The 22434-nt window shown below is 72.7% G+C and carries 23 protein-coding genes; 14 read left to right on the top strand and 9 right to left on the bottom strand.

The genetic code is table 11. From position 1 onward, the window contains the following. Nucleotides 1-56: 56 nt before the first annotated feature. From F8R89_RS24205 to mce, 3 genes are all read right to left on the bottom strand, one after another. Nucleotides 57-992, bottom strand: a complete 936-nt coding sequence (locus F8R89_RS24205; RefSeq protein ID WP_062667721.1) for a hypothetical protein — start codon at nucleotides 990-992, stop codon at nucleotides 57-59. 183 nt (nucleotides 993-1175) lie between these two features. Then, entirely contained in the window at nucleotides 1176-5024 is a 3849-nt protein-coding gene (gene scy, locus F8R89_RS24210) for a polarized growth protein Scy (protein ID WP_151785914.1), read from the bottom strand. Nucleotides 5025-5233: 209 nt separating this feature from the next. After that, complete coding sequence (gene mce / locus F8R89_RS24215; RefSeq protein ID WP_055625010.1) at nucleotides 5234-5674, bottom strand: methylmalonyl-CoA epimerase; 441 nt, start codon at nucleotides 5672-5674, stop codon at nucleotides 5234-5236. A gap of 148 nt (nucleotides 5675-5822) precedes the next feature. Here mce and F8R89_RS24220 point away from each other — a divergent pair, with 148 nt between their 5' ends. The 3 genes from F8R89_RS24220 to F8R89_RS24230 all read left to right on the top strand — a co-directional run bounded on the left by F8R89_RS24220 (nucleotide 5823) and on the right by F8R89_RS24230 (nucleotide 9391). After that, a complete protein-coding gene (locus F8R89_RS24220) occupies nucleotides 5823-7025 on the top strand; it encodes an acetyl-CoA C-acetyltransferase (protein WP_151785915.1) in 1203 nt (400 codons plus the stop codon). A 50-nt stretch (nucleotides 7026-7075) separates the two neighbouring features. Beyond that, entirely contained in the window at nucleotides 7076-8032 is a 957-nt protein-coding gene (gene meaB / locus F8R89_RS24225) for a methylmalonyl Co-A mutase-associated GTPase MeaB (RefSeq protein ID WP_151785916.1), read from the top strand. A 135-nt stretch (nucleotides 8033-8167) separates the two neighbouring features. Beyond that, a complete protein-coding gene (locus F8R89_RS24230) occupies nucleotides 8168-9391 on the top strand; it encodes an MFS transporter (RefSeq protein ID WP_151785917.1) in 1224 nt (407 codons plus the stop codon). Nucleotides 9392-9407: 16 nt separating this feature from the next. Here the strand turns inward: F8R89_RS24230 and F8R89_RS24235 are convergent, their stop codons facing one another. Beyond that, nucleotides 9408-10067 (bottom strand): PepSY domain-containing protein, encoded by a 660-nt coding sequence (locus F8R89_RS24235; protein WP_151785918.1) that lies wholly within the window; start codon nucleotides 10065-10067, stop codon nucleotides 9408-9410. 132 nt (nucleotides 10068-10199) lie between these two features. Here F8R89_RS24235 and F8R89_RS24240 point away from each other — a divergent pair, with 132 nt between their 5' ends. Beyond that, nucleotides 10200-10877 (top strand): response regulator transcription factor, encoded by a 678-nt coding sequence (locus tag F8R89_RS24240; protein WP_151785919.1) that lies wholly within the window; start codon nucleotides 10200-10202, stop codon nucleotides 10875-10877. Next, nucleotides 10874-12319: a sensor histidine kinase gene (locus F8R89_RS24245; protein WP_151785920.1), complete on the top strand. Its 1446-nt coding sequence runs from the start codon at nucleotides 10874-10876 to the stop codon at nucleotides 12317-12319. Before F8R89_RS24240 ends, F8R89_RS24245 begins: the two co-directional genes overlap by 4 nt. 17 nt (nucleotides 12320-12336) lie before the next feature. On the opposite strand, the gene F8R89_RS24250 is transcribed toward F8R89_RS24245, so the two are convergent. The 4 genes from F8R89_RS24250 to F8R89_RS24265 all read right to left on the bottom strand — a co-directional run bounded on the left by F8R89_RS24250 (nucleotide 12337) and on the right by F8R89_RS24265 (nucleotide 14997). Next, complete coding sequence (locus F8R89_RS24250) at nucleotides 12337-12813, bottom strand: MarR family winged helix-turn-helix transcriptional regulator (RefSeq protein ID WP_151785921.1); 477 nt, start codon at nucleotides 12811-12813, stop codon at nucleotides 12337-12339. A 105-nt stretch (nucleotides 12814-12918) separates the two neighbouring features. Then, nucleotides 12919-13716: an AIM24 family protein gene (locus F8R89_RS24255; RefSeq protein WP_151785922.1), complete on the bottom strand. Its 798-nt coding sequence runs from the start codon at nucleotides 13714-13716 to the stop codon at nucleotides 12919-12921. Continuing rightward, a complete protein-coding gene (locus F8R89_RS24260; protein WP_151785923.1) occupies nucleotides 13713-14363 on the bottom strand; it encodes an AIM24 family protein in 651 nt (216 codons plus the stop codon). The genes F8R89_RS24255 and F8R89_RS24260 overlap by 4 nt, the downstream gene beginning before the upstream one ends. Nucleotide 14364: 1 nt before the next feature. Further along, complete coding sequence (locus tag F8R89_RS24265; protein WP_151788271.1) at nucleotides 14365-14997, bottom strand: AIM24 family protein; 633 nt, start codon at nucleotides 14995-14997, stop codon at nucleotides 14365-14367. 239 nt (nucleotides 14998-15236) lie between these two features. Between F8R89_RS24265 and F8R89_RS24270 the strand changes: the two genes are divergently transcribed. From F8R89_RS24270 to F8R89_RS24310, 9 genes are all read left to right on the top strand, one after another. Next, the gene (locus tag F8R89_RS24270) at nucleotides 15237-15581 is read left to right on the top strand and encodes a DUF3817 domain-containing protein (RefSeq protein WP_151785924.1); all 345 of its coding nucleotides are present in this window, start codon (nucleotides 15237-15239) and stop codon (nucleotides 15579-15581) included. After that, nucleotides 15578-15874: an MTH1187 family thiamine-binding protein gene (locus tag F8R89_RS24275; RefSeq protein ID WP_062667745.1), complete on the top strand. Its 297-nt coding sequence runs from the start codon at nucleotides 15578-15580 to the stop codon at nucleotides 15872-15874. Before F8R89_RS24270 ends, F8R89_RS24275 begins: the two co-directional genes overlap by 4 nt. A gap of 242 nt (nucleotides 15875-16116) precedes the next feature. Next, nucleotides 16117-17226 (top strand): SchA/CurD-like domain-containing protein, encoded by a 1110-nt coding sequence (locus F8R89_RS24280; RefSeq protein ID WP_151785925.1) that lies wholly within the window; start codon nucleotides 16117-16119, stop codon nucleotides 17224-17226. A gap of 43 nt (nucleotides 17227-17269) precedes the next feature. Beyond that, nucleotides 17270-17734, top strand: coding sequence for a cupin domain-containing protein (locus F8R89_RS24285; RefSeq protein WP_151785926.1), 465 nt, complete (start codon nucleotides 17270-17272; stop codon nucleotides 17732-17734). Beyond that, the gene (locus F8R89_RS24290; protein ID WP_151785927.1) at nucleotides 17731-19002 is read left to right on the top strand and encodes a beta-ketoacyl-[acyl-carrier-protein] synthase family protein; all 1272 of its coding nucleotides are present in this window, start codon (nucleotides 17731-17733) and stop codon (nucleotides 19000-19002) included. The genes F8R89_RS24285 and F8R89_RS24290 overlap by 4 nt, the downstream gene beginning before the upstream one ends. After that, complete coding sequence (locus tag F8R89_RS24295) at nucleotides 18999-20249, top strand: ketosynthase chain-length factor (protein WP_151785928.1); 1251 nt, start codon at nucleotides 18999-19001, stop codon at nucleotides 20247-20249. Before F8R89_RS24290 ends, F8R89_RS24295 begins: the two co-directional genes overlap by 4 nt. Nucleotides 20250-20268: 19 nt before the next feature. Then, nucleotides 20269-20535 carry an acyl carrier protein gene (locus F8R89_RS24300; protein ID WP_151785929.1) on the top strand — a complete coding sequence of 89 codons (267 nt, stop codon included), beginning with the start codon at nucleotides 20269-20271 and terminating at the stop codon, nucleotides 20533-20535. A gap of 1 nt (nucleotide 20536) precedes the next feature. Beyond that, on the top strand, nucleotides 20537-20992 hold the full coding sequence (locus tag F8R89_RS24305) for an SRPBCC family protein (protein WP_151785930.1): 456 nt from the start codon (nucleotides 20537-20539) through the stop codon (nucleotides 20990-20992). Next, nucleotides 20977-21300, top strand: a complete 324-nt coding sequence (locus F8R89_RS24310; protein ID WP_151785931.1) for a TcmI family type II polyketide cyclase — start codon at nucleotides 20977-20979, stop codon at nucleotides 21298-21300. The genes F8R89_RS24305 and F8R89_RS24310 overlap by 16 nt, the downstream gene beginning before the upstream one ends. A 78-nt stretch (nucleotides 21301-21378) precedes the next feature. Here the strand turns inward: F8R89_RS24310 and F8R89_RS24315 are convergent, their stop codons facing one another. Next, on the bottom strand, nucleotides 21379-22347 hold the full coding sequence (locus F8R89_RS24315; protein WP_151785932.1) for an amidohydrolase family protein: 969 nt from the start codon (nucleotides 22345-22347) through the stop codon (nucleotides 21379-21381). Between the last annotated feature and the right edge of the window lie 87 nt (nucleotides 22348-22434).

Here is a 22434-nt window from a genome sequence, read left to right on the forward strand (position 1 = left end):
GGCCCGCACCCCTCAGGGGGCACGGGCCTCGGTCGTCGTCCTACGGCGTCAGCCGGTCACCGGGTCTGCTGCGCCGGGACCCCGCGGGAGATCGGCTCGTCCTCGGCCGGCGTGCCGGCGGCGGCCACCGCGGCGCCCGTGAGCGTCGCGAGCATCTCGCGGACGTTCGTCAGCTGGGCGTTGATGCTGTCGCGGCGGTTGGTGAGGGCGGCCAGCTCGCGCTCGGATTCCGAACGGATCCGGTCGGCCTTGGCGTTCGCGTCGGCCACGATGTCCTCGGCCTGGCGCTGCGCGGTCTCCACCGTCTGGCGGGCACGGCGCTCGGCGTCGGTGCGCAGCTTCTCGGCCTCCAGGCGCAGCTGCTCGGCGCGGTGCTCGATCTCGGCGAGGCGCTTCTCGGCCTTGGCCTGACGCGAGGCCAGGTCGCGCTCGGACTGCTCCCGGCGCTTGGCGAGGTTCGTCTCGAAGTCGGCGGCGGCCTGCGCGGCCTTGGCGCGGGTCTCCTCGAAGAGGGCGTCGGCCTCCTCACGCTTGGACTGAGCGTCCTTCTGGGCCTCGGACCGCAGCTGCGAGGCGTCGCTCTTCGCCTTCTCGACGATGCGGACGCCCTCGTCCTCGGCCTTGGCCTTGCGCTCCGCAGCGAACGATTCTGCGTCGTTGCGTACCTGCTGGGCCGCCGACTCGGCGAGCTCGCGGTGCTGCTCCGCCGCGCGGCGCGCCTCCTCGCGCAGATCCTTGGCCTCCTCCTCGGCGAGGCGGAGGATCTTCTCGACGCGCGCGCCGAGGCCCGCGTACGACGGCTCGGCGTCGGTCACCTGCGCCTGGGCGTTCTGCGTCTCGAGGTGGAGCTCCTCGATGCGCTTCTCCAGGGCGGTGATACGGGTGAGAGCGCTGTCACGGTCGGAGACGAGCTTCGAGATCCGTTCGTCCACCTGAGCGCGGTCGTACCCACGCCGCACAAGCTCGAAGCCGTAGGGGGAAGTGTCGCTCATGGGGTTCCTGTCGAATGAGACCGGTGAGGTGATAAGTGGAATCCTAGGGGCCGAAGCGGTGTGTCATCGAGCGGATACGTGTTTGATCTGGAGAATGAGACCCCTTTTGAGTGGCTAACCGTCGGACGGCTTGCCAAAAACCCGGTCAAAGCCCCCAGGTGTCACCGGAACCCGCGCCGGGCGCTAGCCGTCTGACGACTTGCCACCCGATCGGGGAGCGCCCACGGTCGCCCCCGCCTTGACCCCGCCGTCCTTGGCCCCGCCGGGAGCCTCGAAGGACTCCAGCGCCTCCAGGACGTCCTGCACCCGGGAGATCTCGGCGTTGATGTCCTCGCGGCGCCGGACGAGGACCTCCAGCTCGCGCTTGCCCTCCTCGACCGTGGCCTTGGCCTCGCGGATCGCCTCCGCCTTCAGCTCCTCGGCCTCGCGGATCAGCTGCGCCCGCTTCTGCTCGGCCTCCTTGAGCAGCCCCTCGGCCTTCTTCACCGCGGCGATACGGACCTTGCCGGCCTCCGAGTTGGCCTCCGACACCAGCTCCTTGGCCTTCGCCTGCGCCTTGGCCAGCTGCTCCTCGGACGCCTTGATCAGCGCGTCGCAGCGGTCGCCGGTCGTCTTCATCGTCTCGGCGGCCTCGCGCCGGGCGCGCTCGTGCAGGTCCTCGATCTCGCTCGTGATGCGGTCGCGCAGCTCCTCCGCCCGCTCCCGGATCGCGGTGGCGTCCCGGCGGGCCCCGACCAGCAGCTCGTCGGCGTCCGTACGGGCCTTCTCCACCGTGGTGTTGCCCTCGACCGTCGCCTCGGCGACCAGCCGCTCCGCCTCCTTGCGGGCCGCGCCGACCATCGTGTCGGCCTGCGCCTCCGCGTCCGCGGTCGTCTTCAGCGCCTGCTGCTGCGCCTCGGTGAGCAGCTTGTCCGCCTCGGCGGTCGTCTCCGTGATGAGCGTGTCGACCTGCTCCGCCGCCTCCGAACGCCGCTTGTTGGCGTCCTTGCGGGCCTCGTCCAGGGTGCGCTCGGCCTCCTCGCGGGCCGTGGCCACCAGACGCTCGGCCTCCGCGGCCGCCTCGGCGCGGACGCGCTCCGACTCCCCGCGGACCCGCTCCGCGTGCTGCTGCGCCGAGCCGACCGCGTCCGCGGCCTCGGCGCGCAGCCGCTCCGCGTCCGACGTGGCGTCACCGACCAGCTTCTCCGCCTTGGCGAGCGCGTCGGCCAGCATCCGGTCGGCCTCGGCGATCGTCTCCGACTGCAGCCGCTCCGCCTCGGAACGGGCCTCGGTGATGAGGGTGTCGGCCTGCTCCGCCGCGTCCGAGCGGATGCGGTTGGCGTCCTCGCGGGCGTCCGCCCGGGTCCGGGACGCCGCCTGGTCCGCCTCCGCGATCCGGTCGGACGCCTCGGTGCGCAGCCGCTGGGCGTGCTCGGTGGCCTCCGCGCGCAGCCGGTCCGCCTCGGCGATGGCCTCCCCGACCGTGCGCTCGGCCAGCGACTTGGCGGCCTCCGCCTCCTCCTTGGCCTCGCGCCGCAGCCGCCCGGCGTCCTCGCCGGCCCGCTCCCGCTCGGCGTAGGCGTCGGTACGGACCCGGTCCGCCTCCTCCTCGGCCTCCCGGCGCGTGCGCTCCGCCGCGTGCTCGGCGGCGCTGCGCAGCCCGGCGATCTCCTCCTGGGCCTGCTCGTGCAGCCCGGTGACGGAGTCGCGGACCTGCTGGGCGTGCTGCTCGGCCGCCGACACCATCTCGGTGGCGCGCCGGTCGGCCTCCTCGACCAGGCGCTCGGCCTCGGCCTGCGCCTCCTCGACCCGGTTGCGGGCGGAGGCCAGCAGCTCCTCGCTCTGCTCGCGGGCCCGCTCACGCTCCTGGTCGGCCTCCTGACGCGCCGAACCGAGCAGCTCCTCGGCCTCGCGCCGGCGCCGGCCGGCCTCCTCCTGGGCGGCGGCCAGCGTCTCCGACGCCTCCGTGGCCAGCCGCTCGGCGGCGGCCTGCGCCTCGGCACGCACCCGGTCGGCGGTCTCCTGGGCCTCCGACCTCAGCCGCTCGGCCTCGGCCGCGGCCTCCGACCGCAGCCGTACGGCGACGGCCTCGCCCTCGGCGCGGGACGCCGACGCGTCCGACGCGGCCTCGGTGCGCAGCCGGTCGGCGTCCTCCTCGGCCTGCTGCTGGAGCGTGCGGATCCGCTCGGCGGCCTCGGTGCGCAGCCGGTCGGTCTCCTCGGCGGCCTCCCGGCGGATGCGGGCGGCCTCCTCGCGGGCGTCGGAGAGGGCCTCCTCGGCCGCCGCGAGCCGCTGCTCGGCCTCGGTCTGAAGGCGCGTCAGCTCCTCGGCGGCCTCCGCGCGGCGCGCCTCGACGCCGCGCTCGGTCTCCTCGCGCAGCTCCTGGGCGGCCCGCTCGGCGTCGGCCTTGATGCCCTCGGCCTGCTCCACGACCTCCTCGCGGTGCCGCTCGGCCTCCTGGCGGGTGCGCTGCAGCGTCTCCTCGGCCTGCCGGCGCAGCGTGGTCGCCCGCTCGATGGCCTCGGTGCGGACCTTCTCGCTGTCCGTCGTGGCCTTCTGGCGCAGGTCGTCCGCGTCCTGCTTGGCCTTCGCCAGCAGCTCCTCGGCGGTCTTGGCCGCCTCCTCGATCTGCTGGACGGCCTCCTTGCGGGCCTCCGCGCGGATCTTCTCGCCCTCGGCGACGGCCTCCGAGCGCAGCTGCTCGGCCTCGCCGCGCAGCCGGCGGGCCTCCTCCTGCAGCTCGACCGTCTTGGCCCGGTACTCCTTGGTGTCGTCCTTCGCCGCGCCCTTGAGCTGCTCGGCGATGTCGTGCGCCTCGGCGCGCAGCCGGTCCGCCTCGGTCTCCGCCTCCCGGCGGATCCGCTCGGCCTCCTCGACGGCGGCCTTGGTGGTGTTCTGCGCCTCCTGCTGCGCCTTGTTGAGCACGTCCTCGGCGGTCTTGGCGGCCTTGGACAGCTGGGTCGCGCTCTCCTCGGCGGTGAGCGTGCGGGCCTTCTCGGCGGCCTCGGCGAGGACCTTCTCGGCCTCCGCGCGGGCGTCGGCGATGACCTGCTCGGCGTCGGCCTTGGTGTTCTCGGCCTCCTTGGTGGCCTCCTCGACCAGCCGGGCGACCTGCTCCTTGGCCGTGCGCATGCGCTGCTCGTTGGCCGACTCGGCCCCGGACAGCGTCTTCTCGGCGGCCGCCTTGGCCTCGGTGACCAGCTTCTCCGCCTCGGACTGCGCCTTGCGCAGCGCCTCCTCGGCCTCGGCCATGCGCTGCTCGGCGGCGCGGCTCAGCTCGGTGGCCTGGCGGCGGGCGGCGTCCGACTCGTTGACCGTGGAGCTGCGCAGCTGCTCGGCGTGGTCGGTGGCCTCCTGGGCCTGGGTGGAGGCGGCGTTCAGCAGGCGCTCGGCGTCGGTCCGCGCCCGGCGCAGGATCTGCTCCGCCTCGGTACGGGCCTCCTCGGCGGCGTCCGTCAGCCGGCGGCGGGCCTCGCCGGCCAGCCGCTCGGCCTCGGCGCGCGCGGCCGACAGGGCCTGCTCGGCCTCGGCGCGCGACTCGTCCAGCAGACGCCGGGCCTGCTGCTCGGTGCGGGCGCGCAGCTGCTCCGCCCACGCCACGTTCTCGTTGACGTGCGACTCGACGGTCTGCCGGCGCTCGGCCAGCTCCTGGTCCAGCTGCTGGCGGCGGGTGACCGCCTCCTGGTGCAGTTCGGCCTGGAGCCGGGCGGCTTGCTCGGCGTGCTCCTGGAGGATGCGCTGCGTCTGCGCGCGGGCCTGGCTCAGCTCGCGCTCGGCCTCCTGGCGCAGCTGGTCCGCCTGCACCTGGGCGTTGCGCAGCAACTGCTCGGCCTGGTATCCGATGTCACCGCCGTCGAAGGCGGGCCGGGACATGATGGTGCGGCGCGCCTCGTGAAGCTTGGCGCGCAGCACCTCGACCTGGTAGCCGAGGTCCTCGGCGTGCTGGATCGCCTTCTCCCGCTCGGTCTTCAGCCGATCCATCTCGGCCTCGAACCGAGAGAGGTGGTCGACGTCAGCCGCCGGCTCTCGCTCCTGGCGTTCGTAGCCCCGCACTGCGCGGTCCCATCCGTCCCCTGGTCGCATCCCTGGCCATGAGCCCCGTCCGTCCGAACGGACGGTGCCCCCGGGGAATGGTGTCAGATCAACGGCGGAGCATGGGCTGCCGCCCCGACGCTCGCCCCCCGATACCCGGACCCCGGCATGCGGTCACCTCGGTTCAGAGAGCGACCGCCCCCAACCCTACCGGCCCCTATGTACGAGGGTCAGTGCTCAGGTGACTCAACAGGCGCCGAAGTGACCAGTTCTGTCAGAACACCATGACAATCCTTGGGGTGCAGGAACGTGATACGTGACCCCATGGAGCCGATCCGCGGCTCTTCGTAGAGCACGCGCACGCCCTTGTCCTTGATCGCGGCGGCGTCGCCGTCCACGTCGGCGGTGCCGAAGGCGATGTGGTGGACGCCCTCGCCGTTCTTGTCGAGCCACTTCGCCACGGTGGAGTCGGGGCGGGTCGGCTCGAGAAGCTGCAGGTAGGAGGCGCCGCCGTCCGAGGTGTCGTTGATCTTGAGCATGGCCTCGCGGACGCCCTGCTCCTCGTTGACCTCGGAGTGGAAGACCTCGAAGCCGTAGGTGGCCCGGTAGAACTCGACGGTCTTGTCGAGATCGAAGCAGGCGATTCCGATGTGGTCGATTCGCGTCAGCATGGATTCAGTGGAGCGCCCACGGGGTGGTTACGCAACGTGCGCGCGATCACACCGACGGCCCGGTGACGGCACGGAGTGCCACTCAGTACATTCGAAGTAAACCCTCGTTCACTCCTCGGCTGTGCAGGCTGGAAGGGGATCTCACCTCATGTCTTCTGCAAACGGCACGACGTCCGTCATCGTCGCGGGTGCCCGCACCCCGATGGGACGGCTGCTGGGCTCGCTGAAGTCGTTCTCCGGAGCCGACCTCGGCGGCTTCGCGATCAAGGCCGCCCTCGACCGTGCGGGGATCGGTGGCGACCAGGTCCAGTACGTGATCATGGGCCAGGTGCTCCAGGCCGGGGCGGGGCAGATCCCGGCGCGCCAGGCCGCGGTCAAGGCCGGCATCCCCATGAACGTCCCCGCGCTCACCATCAACAAGGTGTGCCTCTCCGGCCTCGACGCCATCGCCCTCGCGGACCAGCTGATCCGCGCCGGCGAGTTCGACGTGATCGTCGCCGGTGGTCAGGAGTCCATGACCAACGCGCCCCACCTGCTGCCGAAGTCCCGCGAGGGCTACAAGTACGGCGCCGTGCAGGTCCTGGACGCGATGGCCCACGACGGCCTGACCGACGCCTTCGAGAACATCGCCATGGGCGAGTCCACGGAGAAGCACAACACCCGCCTCGGCATCGCCCGCCCCGAGCAGGACGAGATCGCCGCCCTGTCCCACCAGCGCGCCGCCGCCGCCCAGAAGAACGGCGTCTTCGAGGCCGAGATCACCCCGGTCGAGATCCCGCAGCGCAAGGGCGACCCGGTCCTCTTCAGCAAGGACGAGGGCATCCGCGGCGACACCACCGCCGAGTCGCTGGGCAAGCTGCGCCCGGCGTTCGCCAAGGACGGCACGATCACGGCCGGCTCCAGCTCCCAGATCTCCGACGGCGCCGCCGCGGTCGTCGTCATGAGCAAGGCCAAGGCCCAGGAGCTCGGCCTGGACTGGATCGCCGAGATCGGCGCCCACGGCAATGTCGCCGGCCCCGACAACTCGTTGCAGTCGCAGCCGTCGAACGCCATCCTGCACGCCCTGAAGAAGGAGGGCCTGGAGGTCTCCGACCTCGACCTCATCGAGATCAACGAGGCCTTCGCCGCCGTCGCGGTGCAGTCAATGAAGGACCTCGGCGTGTCATCGGAAAAGGTGAACGTCAACGGTGGTGCCATCGCCCTGGGCCACCCGATCGGCATGTCCGGCGCCCGTCTCGTGCTGCACCTCGCCCTGGAGCTGAAGCGGCGCGGCGGCGGCGTCGGCGCGGCCGCGCTGTGCGGTGGCGGCGGTCAGGGTGACGCGCTGATCGTGCGGGTACCGAAGGCCTGAGGTCCTTTCCGTAAGGACGCAGTAGCGAACGATCTGTGAACGGAGCTGTGATGCAGGACGTCTCCACCCTGGTGGCCCAGGCCAGGGAAGGCCGGCCGCGGGCCGTGGCCCGGCTGATCTCCCTCGTGGAGGGGGCGTCCCCGCAGCTGCGGGAGGTCATGGCGGCGCTGGCGCCGCTCACCGGCAACGCCTACGTCGTCGGACTGACCGGCTCGCCCGGCGTGGGCAAGTCGACGTCCACCTCGGCGCTGGTGACGGCCTACCGCAAGCAGGGGAAGCGGGTCGGCGTCCTGGCCGTCGACCCGTCCTCGCCCTTCTCCGGAGGCGCCCTGCTCGGCGACCGGGTCCGCATGTCGGACCACGCCTCCGACCCCGGCGTCTACATCCGGTCCATGGCGACCCGCGGGCATCTCGGCGGCCTCGCCTGGGCCGCCCCGCAGGCCATCCGCGTCCTGGACGCGGCCGGCTGCGACGTGATCCTGGTGGAGACCGTCGGCGTGGGCCAGTCGGAGGTGGAGATCGCCTCCCAGGCAGACACCTCCGTCGTCCTCCTCGCCCCCGGCATGGGCGACGGCATCCAGGCCGCCAAGGCGGGCATCCTGGAGATCGGCGACGTCTACGTCGTCAACAAGGCGGACCGCGACGGCGCCGACGCCACCGCCCGCGAGCTCAACCACATGCTCGGCCTCGGCGAGTCCCGCGGCCCCGGCGACTGGCGCCCGCCCATCGTCAAGACGGTCGCCGCCCGCGGCGAGGGCGTCGACGAGGTCGTGGAGGCCCTGGAGAAGCACCGGGCCTGGATGGAGGAGCGGGACGTCCTGGCCGAGCGCCGGCGCGCCCGCGCCGCCCGCGAGGTCGAGACCATCGCCGTCACCGCGCTGCGCGAACGCATCGCCGACCTGCACGGCGACCGCCGCCTCGGCGCCCTCGCGGAGCGGATCACCGCCGGCGAACTCGACCCGTACCGCGCGGCGGACGAACTGGTGGCGGGACTGACGCGCACCTAAGGGCTGTCCCGGCTGCTAGCTTGATCCGCATGTTCCTCTCCTTGGCGTAGGCGCACACCGGGCCGCGGTCCGAGCCCTCCCGGCTCCCGCGGCTCCTCGGTGTCCCCCTTCTCCACGCCATCGCGAGGACTCGCCATGCCCGCCTCCTACGCGCACGTGCTGCGCCTGCCCCATGCCCGTACGACCTTCGCCGCCGCCCTGCTGGGCCGGCTGTCGTACGGGATCGTCCCCCTGTCCCTGATGCTCGCCGTGACCCGGACCAGCGGGTCCTACACGGTGGCCGGCGCCGTGATGGCGCTGTTCTCCGCGACGAGCGTCTTCCTCTCGCCCGCGCGGGCCGCCCTGATCGACCGGCACGGTCCGCGCCGGGCCCTCGTGCCGATGACCGCCGCCTACGCCGGGCTGCTCGGGCTCCTCACGGCCGTCGTCCGGCAGCCGGGCGCCGCCTCGCCGCTGGTCCTCGGCGCGGTGGCCGCCGCCGCGGGCGCCTGCACCCCGCCGCTCGGTCCGGCCATGCGGGCCGTGTGGGGCGGGATCGCCCCCGACCCGGACCTGCTGCGGCGCGCCTACAGCCTGGACGCCGTCGCCGAGGAACTGCTGTTCGTCTCCGGCCCGTTGCTGGTCGGCGCCCTGGTGGCGGTCGCCCCGCCGGCCGCCGGCATCGCGGCCGGGGCGGTGCTGATCGCGGCCGGCGCGGCCGGCTTCGTGATGTCCCCCGTGGTGCGGTCGGTACGGCCCGAGCGGGTGGGGAGCACGGCCCGCGACGGTGCTCGCGGCGGGGTCCTGGCAGCGATCCGGCAACCCGTGCTCGCCGCGCTCGGCGTCGGGCTCGCGCTGGGCGCCGCCGACCTGCTCGTCGTCGCGTTCGCCGAGGAGCACGGTCCGGGCGGCGCCGGAGCGGCCTGGCCGCTGGCCGCCCTGTCCGCCGGGAGCGCCGTCGGCGGACTGCTCCACGGGGCGGTGTCCTGGCGGAAGCCCGCGGGCGTACGGCTGCCGCCGCTGACGGCCGGGCTCGGGCTCGCCGTGCTCCTCGCGGGCCTGGCGACCGGGCTCGGCACGCTCACGGCGGTCATGGCGGCCGCCGGGTTCTTCGTGTCGCCGGCCCTCACCACGGCCTACCTCCTCGCCGACGAGTCGGCACCGTCCGGCGCCCGGGTGCGGGCGGGCGCCTGGGTCAACACGGCGGTCAACGCGGGGAGTACGGCCGGTACGGCCGCCGCCGGGGTGCTGGCCGGACTGCTCCCGACGGGCTGGTGCCTGGCCGCGACCGGCGCGGCGACGCTGCTCGTGGCGGGGACGGCGGTGAGGGGCGCCACCCGGCGTGGCGCCCCTCGGCCCGTGGGGACGGGGATCGTGTGACGGCGACGCCCTGACGTCAGTCGTCGTCGCGGTCGTCGTGGCCGCGGCCGCCGTGGTGGTCGTCCCGGCCGTCGTCGTCGTGGTGCGGGGTCACCGCGCCGCTCTTCAGGTCGACGTTCCATTCGCCCTTGGTGGTCTCGGCCTTCCAGGCGGCCGGGCCGTCGTCGTCGAGGTCGATCTCCACGACCACGCCCTTGGCGGCCGCCGCCTCGGCTGCCTCGCGGGCGTCGACCGACGCGCCCTTCAGCGCGGCGAGGTCCGCCCGGCCCTCGCGCTCGTCATCGTCGTCGCGCCGGTCGCTCAGCACCTTGCCGTCGCCCGCGGAGACCCGCACGTCGTGCTCGGTGCCGTCGCCCTGGACGACGGTGACCTCCCAGACGCGGGAGCCGTCGTCGTCCAGTTCGGCGGAGACGGCCGTGCCCGGGGTCCGCTCCAGCGCGGCCGCGATCGCGTCGGCGGCGGTGACCTCGGCGCCCCGCGCCTGCGAAGCGGCCTCCTCGCGGTCGTCACGGGTGTCGTCCCGGTCGTCGTCCTTCCGCGTGTCGTCGCGGTCGTCGGCGACCCGGACGTCCGACCGCGACGCTCCGTCGTCACCGCCGCCCGCGTAGGCCGCGACCGTGCCGCCGCCGATCAGGGCCGCCGCGGCGACGGTGGCGAGGACGAGATTGCGCTTCATGGTGTTCCTCCCGTTTCCTGCCGAACATTCCGGCTCGTGCCTTTCGACGGGACCCAATGTGCCCGGCCGATGCTGAGAGGAAGCTGAAGGACCCTGAAGACGTCTTCAGGTGCGCTTTGCCACGCTGTACGCATGCGCCTGCTGATCGTGGAGGACGAAAGACGCCTGGCCCGGTCCCTCGCCCGGGGCCTGACCGCCGAGGGCTACGCCGTGGACGTCGTCCACGACGGCCTCGAAGGGCTGCGCCTGGCCGGCGAGGGGACCTACGACCTCGTGATCCTCGACATCATGCTGCCCGGCATGAACGGCTACCGCGTCTGCGCCGCCCTGCGCGCCGCCGGCCACGACGTGCCGATCCTCATGCTCACCGCCAAGGACGGCGAGTACGACGAGGCCGAGGGCCTGGACACCGGCGCCGACGACTACCTCACCAAGCCGTTCTCGTACGTCGTCCTGGTCGCCCGAGTGAAGGCCCTGCTGCGGCGCGGCCGGCAGGGCGCGGGCGCCTCACCCGTGCTCGTCCTCGGCGACCTCCGGGTCGACACGGCCGCCCGCCGGGTCTTCCTCGGCGCCGACGAGGTGCCGCTGACCACGCGGGAGTTCTCGGTGCTGGAGACGCTCGTGACACGGCCCGGCGAGGTCGTGTCCAAGGCGCGGATCCTGGAGCACGTCTGGGACTTCGCCTACGACGGCGACCCGAACATCGTCGAGGTCTACGTCAGCGCGCTGCGGCGCAAGCTGCGGCCGGAGCTGATCCGGACCGTCCGGGGCGCCGGGTACCGGCTCGAGCGGCAGGAGCCGGCGCCGTGACGCGCCGTCTGTTCGGTTCCGTCCGCTCCCGGGCGACGCTCGCCGCCACGCTCGTGGTCGCGGTGGCCCTGATCGCCGCCGGGGCGGCCGTCCTGCTGTCGCTGCGGTCCGACCTGACCGGGCAGGCGGAGACCGAGGCGGCGAACGCGGCGCGGGCCGTCGCCGTCGAACTGTCCGACGGCCGGCCCTACGACAAGCTGACCGGCCTCGACGAGGACGACCGGCCCGTCCAGATCGTCGATGAGCGGGACCGGGTGGTCGCGGTCAGCGACGACCTGGAGCGCATCACCGGCACCGGCGTCGACGCCGTACGGCCGGGGGAGGACGGGGGCGGCCGGGGCGGCGAGGACGACGACGGCGACGACGACTCCGGCCACGGCTCCGGCGGCCCGGACGACGACCGTGAGGCCCGGACCGGCGAGGTCGACTCCGAGACCGACTTCAGCACCGGCACGGCGACCGTCGACGGCACCACCGCGGACTACCGGTTCGCCTCCGTCGAGGTCGAGTTCGAGGACCGGGGCACCCTCACCGTGCACGCCGGGGCGCCGCTCGCCGCGGAGCGCAGCGCCGTCGGCACGGCGACCACCGCCCTGCTGATCGGCTTCCCGCTGCTGCTCGCCGTCGTCGCGGGCGCCACCTGGCTGGTCACCCGGCGCGCGCTGAACCCGGTCGAGGGCATCCGGCGCGAGATGGCGGCCATCACCGCCAGCGAGGACCTGGCGCGCCGCGTCCCGGTCCCGTCCACCCACGACGAGGTGGCCCGGCTGGCCCTGACGACCAACGAGACGCTGGCCGCGCTGGAGAGCTCAGTGGAGCGCCAGCGCCGCTTCGTCGCGGACGCCTCGCACGAGCTGCGCAGCCCCATCGCCTCGTTGCGCACCCAGCTGGAGGTGGGCGCCGCGCACCCCGCTCTGCTCGATCTGGAGGGGGCGGTGGCGGATACCGTACGGCTGCAGACGCTCGCCGCCGATCTGCTGCTGCTCGCCCGGCTGGACGCGGGGGAGCGGCCGGGGGACGCGCGCTTCGACCTGGGCGCGCTGGTCCGCGAGCACGCCGAGGGGCGGGCCGGGGTGGCGGTGACGGCGGCCGCCGTGCCGGTGGCCGGGTCGCGGGCGCAGGTGGGGCGGGTGCTCACCAACCTGCTGGACAACGCGCTGCGGCACGCCCGTTCGGCGGTCACCGTGGGCGTGCGGGCGGAGGGGGAGTGGGCGGTCGTGTCCGTCGCCGACGACGGGGACGGGGTGCCGGAGGCCGACCGGGAGCGGATCTTCGAGCGGTTCGTCCGGCTGGACGAGGCGCGCAGCCGGGACGACGGAGGCGCCGGGCTCGGCCTGGCCATCGCCCGCGATGTCGCCGTACGGCACGGGGGGACGCTGACCGTGGGCCGGGCGCCCGCGGGCGGAGCTCTGTTCGAGCTCCGCCTGCCGCGGGCCCGCTAGGGGGTGCGCCGTCCGGGTCAGGGGCGCCCGCGCTGGCTGCGCAGGTGCTCGGCGATCGGCTTGAGGGCCTTGTCGAGCTCGGTCAGGGCCTCGGGGGAGAGCAGGTCGATGAAGTGCCTGCGCACGGACGCCACGTGATGCGGCGCGACCTTGTTCATCGTCTCCATGCCGTGCTCGGTCAGGACCGCGTAGAGGCCGCGCCGGTCGGATTCGCAGTTCTCGCGCCGGACCAGGTCGGCGTTCTCCATCCGGGTGATCTGGTGGGAGAGCCGGCTCTTGGACTGGAGGGTGGCCGACGCGAGGTCGCTCATCCGCATCCGTACGTCCTCCGACTCCGACAGGTTCACCAGGATCTCGTAGTCGTTCATTGTCAGGCCGAACGGCTGGAGGTCCTTCTCGAGCTGGTACGTCAACAGCCTGTTGACCTCCAGGTGGGTGCGCCAGGCGCACTGCTCCGCATTGGTCAGCCAGCGGGTGGCCGTCTCGGTCTCCATGAATGAAGTCTACCTAAAATGTTGAAAGGCGAACTAGTGAGGGGTGGCGTGTGACGTGTCACCCGTGTGCGCACACGTTCGATGTCACACTCCGCAGACTACCGCTCACAGCCCGAAGCGACGCTGGAGGTCCCCCAGCTGTCCGGGAAGGCGCGGTCCCCCGCCCGCTTGTGAAGGCCCTGTGTGCGCCCCACCGGAACCGGGGACTCCGGCGTCCGGCGGCAGCACCCCCGTGGCCTGCTCCGCCATGAGGGTCTCGCTCGACTGGAGCAGCACCGTGCCGGCCCCGACGAACTCGAACTGATGCTCCTCCCCGGAGGCCCCTCCGATGCCCGTCAGTGCACGTAGACCGCCCATCACGCCGCTCATGTAGCCGTGGTCGTAGTGGTGGCACGGCGACGGGCAGTCGGCCCAGCCGACGAGCGCCTGCGGGTCCACCCGGATCGGGGGTTCCATGAACACCACCGGCCCGTTAGATGCGGCCACGAACTTCCCGGTTCCGATCAGTGTCAGAAAACCCGGCACGATCGATTGCTTGAGGGCGAGACTTGGCTGAAAAGCGAGCAGGTTGCCCGAGCGAATGGTCAGGTTGCCGTCGTCGAGGTCGTACGAATTGACGTCGAAAGCCCGGTCGGCCAGCAGCATCTTGCCCGAGCCCTCCGCCACGACCCAGTCGCTCGCGTGCAGTGGCGAATGGAAGGACGTACGGACGAGACGGTCCAGACGGCCGTGCCCGATGCCGTTGAACTCCATCGAGCCGTAGTAGGCGATCATCTTGCCCTTCTGCAGGAACCACTGGTTCCCCTTGAGCTCCACGCAGAAGGTGTACGAGTCGACGTTGTCGTCGCTGGGCAGCGTCATCGGGTCGTACACGGTGGGACCCGCGCCCGGGTAGTGGCTCACAGTTTTTCCTCCGAGGCCTGCACGTACACCGCACCGCTGCCGCTGAGCTCCAGCTGGAACGCCTCGCCGGAGCCCCGGCCCACCATGTCCCGCCAGCCCAGCGCCGTCGACAGCTTGTTCCGTACGTCGCCGTGGTGGGCGACGTACGCCTGCGGGTCGACGTGGACCGGGCGCTGCGGGGTGATCGGGACCTCGAAGACCCCGCCGTGCGCCATGACCGCCACCGACCCGTGCCCCTTCAAGGTGGTCGTGAACAGGCCCTGGCCGCTGACCTGGCCGCGCACCATGCCCATCACGCCGCCCTGCGAGCCGAGGAACATCGTGCCCTGCTGGAGGGTGCCCTCGAAGGCGAGCAGCCGGTCCGCCTCGACGTACAGCGTGTCCCCGGCGAGGTTGATCACCTGGATGTGGTGGCCGCCGTGCCCGAACAGCACCGTGCCGCTGCCCTCGACGCTCATCAGCGGGGTGTCCTCGTTCGCCACCCGGCGCCCGATCATCGACATGAACCCGCCCTGGCCGCCGGTCAGGTTCGGGGTGAAGGAGACCTCGCCCTTGTAGGCGAGCATCGCGCCGCGCTGACTGAACAGACGCTGCCCCGGCAGGACGGTCGCCTCGATCATCTTGGAGTTGATCTCACGGAAGGCCATCTCAGAGGTCCCCCGCGATCGTGTTGCGCTCACTCGGCTGTACGTACACCAGCCCGTCCCCCTCGAAGCGGATCTGGAAGGCCTCCCCGCCGCCCTCGCCCATGAGCGTGCGGAACGTCACACCGGACTGGAGGGACTGCCGCAGGTTCCCCTGGTGGGCCACATAGGCGCCCGGGTCGACGGTCAGCGGGTACTGCGCGCTGACCCGCAGCACCACCGCCGGGCCGTCCGACATGATCGCCGCCTGGCCGTGCCCCTCGACGGTCGTCGTGAACAGCCCGTTGCCCTGGGAGGCGCCGCGCAGGCCCGTGAAGGTCGTGCCGGTCCGCAGCGCCGCGTCCGTCGCGAGCAGGTTGCTGGACTCGACGTAGAGCTTGTCGCCCTGGAGGTTCACCAGGTTGATCTCGGAGGCCCGGTCCGCGAACCAGCACGTCCCGTGCCCCTTCACCTCCATCACCGTCATCTGCTCACCGGTGAGGCGCCGGGTCACCATGCCCCGGATGCCCTCACCGCCGCCGCTCATCTTCTTGAAGGCCATCTGCCCGTCGTACGCGACCATCGAGCCGTTCTTCGCCTTCACGGCGTCCCCGGTCATGTCGACGGCGAGCACCTTGCTGCCCTGGAGTCGGAACATCGCCACGCAGCGAAGGTAACCGCAGGCGCCCCCGGCGGACAGAGACCTGCGACGGACTTCACCCCTGACGGGACCCTGGGGCGGGCGGGTGGGCGCCCCCGCGGGTGGCCGCCGACCCCCGCGCCCCGGGCGTCCCGCGCGTTTGCCACAATGACCGAGGGCGATTGTGCTTGCGTTCACAAGCTGATCACGGCCGGTCGCCCTCCCTCCCGCCGACCACCCCACCCCGAAGGTGACCCGTGGACCTCAAGACCGCCGGCGCGCTGCGCCGCCTCCGTCTCGTCTCGACCCCCGAGGCGGTGTCGTTCCTGCTCCTGCTCGTCTGCTCGGTGCTGAAGCGGACCACGGACTTCAACGCGGTGCCCGTCATGGGCGCGGTCCACGGAGTCCTGTTCGTCCTGTACCTGGTCTTCTGGGCGGACGCCTGGAACCGCGCCAAGTGGCCGCTGGGCACCGCCGCCCTCTACCTCGTCCTGTCCGTCCTGCCGACCGGCGGCTTCTTCGCGGACCGCCGGCTCAAGCGGGAGGCCGAGGACGCGGTGATCGCGTCCCGCGCCCGTCAGGAAGGGATCGTGAACGCATGATCGTCGCGTTCTCCGTGACCCCGCTCGGTGTCGGCGAGGACGTGGGGGAGTACGTCGCCGACGCCGTCCGGGTGGTCCGCGAGTCGGGGCTGCCGCACCGCACCGACGCGATGTTCACCTCCGTCGAGGGCGAGAGCTGGGACGAGGTCATGGACGTCGTGAAGCGTGCCGTCGCGGCCGTCGAGGCGCGGGCGCCCCGCGTGTCGCTCGTGCTGAAGGCGGACATCCGGCCCGGCGTGACCGACGGACTCACCTCCAAGGTGGAGACCGTGGAGCGGTACCTGGCCGGATGACCGGCCGCCGGTAGCCCCCGGCAACGCACAACCCCCCTGCCGGCAGGGGGACTTTGAGGCGCCCCCGGCGGCGGGGGCGCCTCGCGGCGTCCCGGGGCGCGGGCCGGTCCCTCGGATGGCCCGCGCGGCTCGCGGTCCGAAAGGCCCTGACCCACGATGAAGGCTCAGGGCCGGGATCCGCGTTCGCGCTGGTGGACGAGGGTACGGCCGCCGCTTGCTCCCGCGAAGGAAGGGTCCGCCGGATGACCACTTCGCCCGTTACGTCGCAGTCGGCGTTCGACGGCTCCAGGATGCGCGTCCTCCTGTTCGTCGACCTCAAGGAAGGCGCGCAGCAGGAGTTCCTGGACGCCTACGAGCAGATGCGCGACCGCGTCGCGTCGATACCCGGTCACCTCGGTGACCAGCTCTGCCAGTCCGTGGAGAACCCCTCCCAGTGGATCATCACCAGTGAGTGGGCCACGGCCCCGCCCTACCTCGCCTGGGTCAACAGCGAGGACCACATCGAGACGGTCCGGCCGCTGCAGAACTGCGTCCGTGAACTCCGCTCGACGCGCTTCGGCGTCGTCCGCGAGACCGGCGGACACCAGCGCCCCACCGGAGGGCTCCAGACGGCCCCGCGGACGGGCGACGGCGTGATCCGACACGCCCTCACCTTCACCGTCAAGCCCGGCTCCGAGTCCAAGGTCGCGGAGATCCTCGCCGGTTACACCCCGCCCGAGGCCCGCGTCGACGACACGACCCGGCTGCGCCGCACCACCCTCTTCATGCACGGCAACCGCGTCGTGCGCACGGTGGAGGTGGAGGGCGACCTGACCAAGGCGCTGCGCCACGTCTCCCGCCAGCCCGAGATCCGGGCCGTCGAAGAGGCCCTGAACCCGCATCTGGAGCAGGACCGGGACCTCGCCGACCCCGAGTCGGCCCGCACCTTCTTCATCCGCGCCGCGATGCCGCCCGTCCACCACGTGGCGCGCGGCGGCCCGGAGCCCGACGGCATCACGCGGCACGCCCTCTACTACCCGGCACGGCCGGGCTGCGGACTGGCGCTCGCGGAACTGCTGGCCCGTCAGGACGAGGCGGCCGCCGCCGACCCGGCGTCCCCCGTCCACCGCAGCACCGTCTTCCAGCGCGAGGACATCGTCGTCCGCCTGGTCGACGTCCGGGGCGACCCCGAGACCGACCCGGTCAGGACGCTCGGCCTCCACGGCCCGCGCAAGGCCGCCGTCCTCGCCCGCCTCCTCGACGGCGAGGCGCTCGGCGTGCCGGGACCGCTCCCGGGCGAGCGCGAGGCGCACCGCCTCCTCGCCCACGCCGGCATGGCGCTCATCACCGACCGCAGGGCCGCGCAGTCCTGACGGCGCGGGGACCGACACCTCACGAACGACCTGGAGACAGACCATGGACAAGATGCGCCCGCGCGTCGTGGACCTCAACGACGTCGAGCCGAACCGCAAGCGCGGCGGCGACCTGCGGACCCTGCTCACCCCCGTCACGGTGGGCGCCACCAGCGGTTTCATGGGCCTGGCCATCATGCGGCCCGGCGAACGCATCAGTGAGCACTACCACCCGTACTCGGAGGAGTTCGTGTACGTCGTGGAGGGCCGGCTGGAGGTGGACCTGGACGGAGAAACGTTTTCCCTCCGGGCCGACCAGGGACTCATGATCCCCATCGACATGCGGCACCGCTTCCGCAACGTCGGTGACGAGGAGGCCCGGATGGTCTTCCACCTCGGCCCGCTGGCCCCCAAGCCGAGCCTCGGTCACGTCGACACCGAGGCCCCGGAGATCAGCGACGACCTCAAGCCCTACCCGCTCGTCCAGGAAGAGGGAGCGAGCCCCGCCCGGCCCGGGGTGTTGTCATGACCCGGCGCGTGGCGGTGACCGGCATAGGCGTGGTCGCCCCCGGCGGCATAGGCGTCCCCGCCTTCTGGGACCTGCTCTCCAGCGGCCGCACGGCGACCCGCGGGATCACCCTGTTCGACCCCGAGGGGCTGCGCTCCCGCATAGCCGCCGAGTGCGACTTCGACCCCGCCGAGCACGGCCTCGACCCCGCCATCGGCGAACGCGCGGACCGCTACATCCAGTTCGCCCTGGTCGCCGCCCAGGAGGCCGTGACCGACAGCGGGGTCGACCTCGCCGCCGAGAACCCCTGGCGCGTGGCCGTCTCCCTCGGCAGCGCGGTCGGCGGCACCACCCGCCTGGAACACGACTACGTCCTCGTCAGCGCGCACGGCGAGCGCTGGGACGTCGACCACCGGGCCGCCGAGCCCCAGCTGCACCGGGCGTTCTCGCCCAGCACGCTCGCCGCCGACGTCGCCGAACGCTTCGGCGCCCAGGGGCCGGTGCAGACCGTGTCCACCGGCTGCACCTCCGGCCTCGACGCCGTCGGCTACGCCTTCCACACCATCGAGGAGGGCCGCGCCGACATCTGCCTCGCCGGCGCCTCGGACTCCCCGATCTCCCCGATCACCATGGCGTGCTTCGACGCCATCAAGGCCACCTCGCCGAACAACGACGACCCGGCCCACGCCTCACGGCCCTTCGACGCCCACCGCGACGGCTTCGTCATGGGCGAGGGCGCCGCCGTCCTCGTCCTGGAGGAACTGGAGCACGCCCGGGCCCGCGGAGCGCACGTCTACTGCGAGATCGGCGGCTACGCCACCTTCGGCAACGCCTACCACATGACCGGTCTGACCAGTGAGGGCCTGGAGATGGCCCGCGCCATCGACGAGACGCTCGACCACGCGCGGGTCAACCCCACGGAGATCGACTACGTCAACGCGCACGGCTCCGGCACCCGCCAGAACGACCGGCACGAGACCGCCGCCGTCAAGAAGTCGCTGGGCTCCCACGCCTACGACACCCCCATGAGCTCCATCAAGTCCATGGTGGGCCACTCGCTCGGCGCGATCGGCGCGATCGAGGTCGTCGCCTGCGTCCTCGCGCTGGCCCGCCAGGTGGTGCCGCCGACGGCCAACTACGAGACCCCGGACCCCGAGTGCGACCTGGACTACGTCCCGCGCACCGCACGCCCCCGCCGGCTGGACAACGTCCTGTCCGTGGGCAGCGGCTTCGGCGGGTTCCAGTCCGCGGTGCTCCTGACGGGCCCCCAGGGGAGGAGACGACGATGAGTGGTCGAACCACCCGGCGGACGGCCGTCACCGGCATCGGCGTGGTCGCGCCCAACGGCCTGCACGCCGAGACGTACTGGAAGAACGTCAAGGACGGCACCAGCGTCCTCGACCGGGTCACCCGCGAGGGCTGCGAGCACCTGCCGCTCCGGGTCGCCGGAGAGGTCCGCGGCTTCGACGCCTCCGCCCTGATCGAGGAGACCTTCCTCGTCCAGACCGACAAGTTCACCCACTTCGCGCTCGCGGCCGCCGACGCCGCGCTCCAGGACGCCGGGCTGAGCCAGGCCGCCTGGGCCGAGGCGCCGTACTCCGTCGGCGTCGTCACCGCCGCCGGATCGGGCGGCGGCGAGTTCGGCCAGCGCGAACTGCAGAAACTGTGGGGCAAGGGATCCCGGTTCGTCGGGCCCTACCAGTCCATCGCCTGGTTCTACGCGGCCAGCACCGGCCAGATCTCCATCCGCAAGGGCTTCAAGGGCCCCTGCTCGGTGGTGGCCGCCGACGAGGCGGGCGGCCTCGACGCCGTCGCGCACGCCTCCCGGGCCGTGCACCGCGGCACCGACGTCATCGTGGTCGGGGCGGCCGAGGCACCCCTCGCCCCCTACTCGGGCGTCTGCCAGCTCGGCTACCCCGAGCTCAGCACCGAGGCCGACCCCACCCGCGCCTACCGCCCCTTCACCTCCGCGGCCTGCGGATTCGTGCCCGCCGAGGGCGGTGCCGTCCTCGTCGTGGAGAACCTGGACCGGGCGCGCCGCCGGAACGCGGACGTACGGGCCACCGTCGCCGGGCACGCGGCGACCTTCACCGGCGCCTCCCGCTGGGACCGCTCGCGGGACGGGCTCGCGCAGGCCATCCGCGGCGCCCTCGACGAGGCCGGCTGCGCACCGGAGGAGATCGACGTGGTCTTCGCCGACGCGCTGGGCGTCCCCGAGGCCGACCGCGCCGAGGCGCTCGCCCTCGCCGACGCCCTCGGCCCGCACGGCACCCGTGTGCCGGTCACCGCCCCCAAGACCGGTATCGGGCGCTCCTACTGCGGCGCCCCGATGCTCGACGTCGTGGCCGCGGTGCAGGCCATGGAACACGGGCTGATCCCGCCGACGCCCGGCGTCTTCGACGTCTGCCACGACATCGACCTCGTGACGTCCTCGGCCCGCCCGGCCGACCTGCGCACCGCCCTCGTCCTCAGCCGGGGACTCATGGGCTCCAACGCGGCGCTCGTCCTGCGCCGGGGCGACGCGTCCGCCGTATAGAACGACAAGGAGAACGTGTATGACCACGCAAGTGACCCAGGTGACCATCACCGAGCTGGCGACGCTGATGAAGCAGGCCGCCGGTGTGACCGTCGACCCGCACGACCTGGAGGGCCGCGCGGACACCCCGTTCGCCGAGTTCGGCCTCGACTCGCTCGGCCTGCTCGGTATCGTGGGCGAGCTGGAGAACCGCCACGGCCGGGCGCTGCCCACCGACGCGGAGCGCTGCAAGAGCCCGCGCGCCTTCCTCGACCTGGTCAACGGCTCGCTCGCGACGGGAGCCTGACATGGCCGGACACACGGAGAACGAGATCACCATCGCCGCCCCTGTCGACCTCGTCTGGGACATGACGAACGACCTGGAGCGCTGGCCCGAGCTGTTCAGCGAGTACGCCTCCTGCGAGGTGCTGTCCCGCGAGGGCGACGCGGTGACGTTCCGCCTCACCATGCACCCCGACGAGAACGGCAAGGTGTGGAGCTGGGTCTCCGAGCGCGTCGCCGACCGCGAGAAGCTCGTCGTGCGCGCCCGCCGCAGCGAGACCGGCCCCTTCGCCTACATGAACATCGTGTGGGAGTACGAGGAGACCCCGGACGGCACCCGCATGCACTGGACGCAGGACTTCGAGATGAAGCCCGACGCGCCCGTGGACGACGCCGGGATGACGGAGATCATCAACCGCAACTCGCCCATCCAGATGCGCCTCATCCGCGACCGAGTGGAGGCGGCATGCACCACGCACTGATCGTCGCCCGCATGGAGCCGGGCGCCGCCAAGGACATCGCCGGCGTCTTCGCCGAGTCCGACCGCGGCGAACTGCCCCACCTCGTGGGCGTCACCCAGCGCTCGCTGTTCCAGTTCGGCGACGTCTACATGCACTTCATCGAGGCCGAGCAGGACCCGGGCCCCGCCATCGCGAAGGTGGCCGGGCACCCCGAGTTCGTCGGCATCAGCCGCCGCCTCGAGGCGTTCGTCAGCCCCTACGACCCGCAGACCTGGCGGAGCCCGAAGGACGCCATGGCCCGCTGCTTCTACCAGTGGCGCAAGGACTGACGGACCCGCACGACGAAGGCCGCCGCCCGCACCCATCGAGTGCGGGCGGCGGCCTTCTCGTACGCGCCGGGGGTCCGGCTACGACCGGTCGAGCGCCGGCATCAGACGCAGCGCGTTGTCCCGGTTGATGCGCTGGAGCTGCTCCTCGGACAGGAACGGGTCGCTGTCCAGGGCCGGCGTCACCCGGTCGGCGATGACGTGCGCGGGCGTCGGCGGCCAGTCCGTGCCGAAGAGGATGCGGTCCGGGTCCACGGTGGCCATCAGCGTCGGCGTCGCGGACGGCGACATCGGCCCGGCCGTGTCGAAGTAGAAGCGGTGCAGATAGTCGCGGACCCGCTCGGGCTCGATGCCCGGCTCCACCGAGCCGCCGAACAGCTCCAGGCGGGTGGCCATGTAGGGGAGGAAGCCACCGCCGTGCGGCAGGACGAAGCTCAGGTTCGGGTAGCGGTCCAGGGTGCCGTTGCGGATGAGGTTCACGGCCGCGCGGGTCGTGTCCATCAGGAAGTCGCACACGAAGGGCGGCATCCCCGGCAGCCCGCCGGCGCCGTCCTTGCCGGCCGGCACCTCCATGGGGTGCGTGCTGACGACCGCGGACCGCTCGTCCAGCTCCCGCAGCAGCCGGTCGTGCGCCGGGTCGCCGAGGAAGACGCCGCCCATGCTGGTCCGGGTGCTCACCCCGACCGCGCCGAGCTCGTCCAGGCCGTGCCGCACGCTCCAGGACGACAGCTCCAGGTCGTCCAGGAAGACCGGGGTGAAGAAGGCGAAGCGCTCCGGGTCGGCCTCGACGACGTCGGCCGCCGCGCGCAGCGCGACCCGGGCGCTCTCCTGACGCGCGGTCCGGTCCTGGAACCGGCCGAGCATGGCCACGGTCATCACGGCGGTGCCGATGCCCGTCTTGTCCATGATCTCCAGGGCCGCGTCGCGGTCCCAGCGGGTCCACCAGGGCAGCCTCTGCCGGTCGACGACGCCGTGCTGTTCCGCCCAGTCCAGCCAGGCCGGGGCGGTGAAGTGGTGGTGGACGTCGATGCGTCCGGAGAGAGGGGGCATGGCACACCGTCCTCGGTGCTCGATGAGGGGTGACAGTGATGAGGGGCGCGGTGATGCGGGGTGCGGTGATGCGGGGTGGCGGGGCGG

The organism is Streptomyces sp. SS1-1, from assembly GCF_008973465.1.
Lineage (GTDB): Bacteria > Actinomycetota > Actinomycetes > Streptomycetales > Streptomycetaceae > Streptomyces.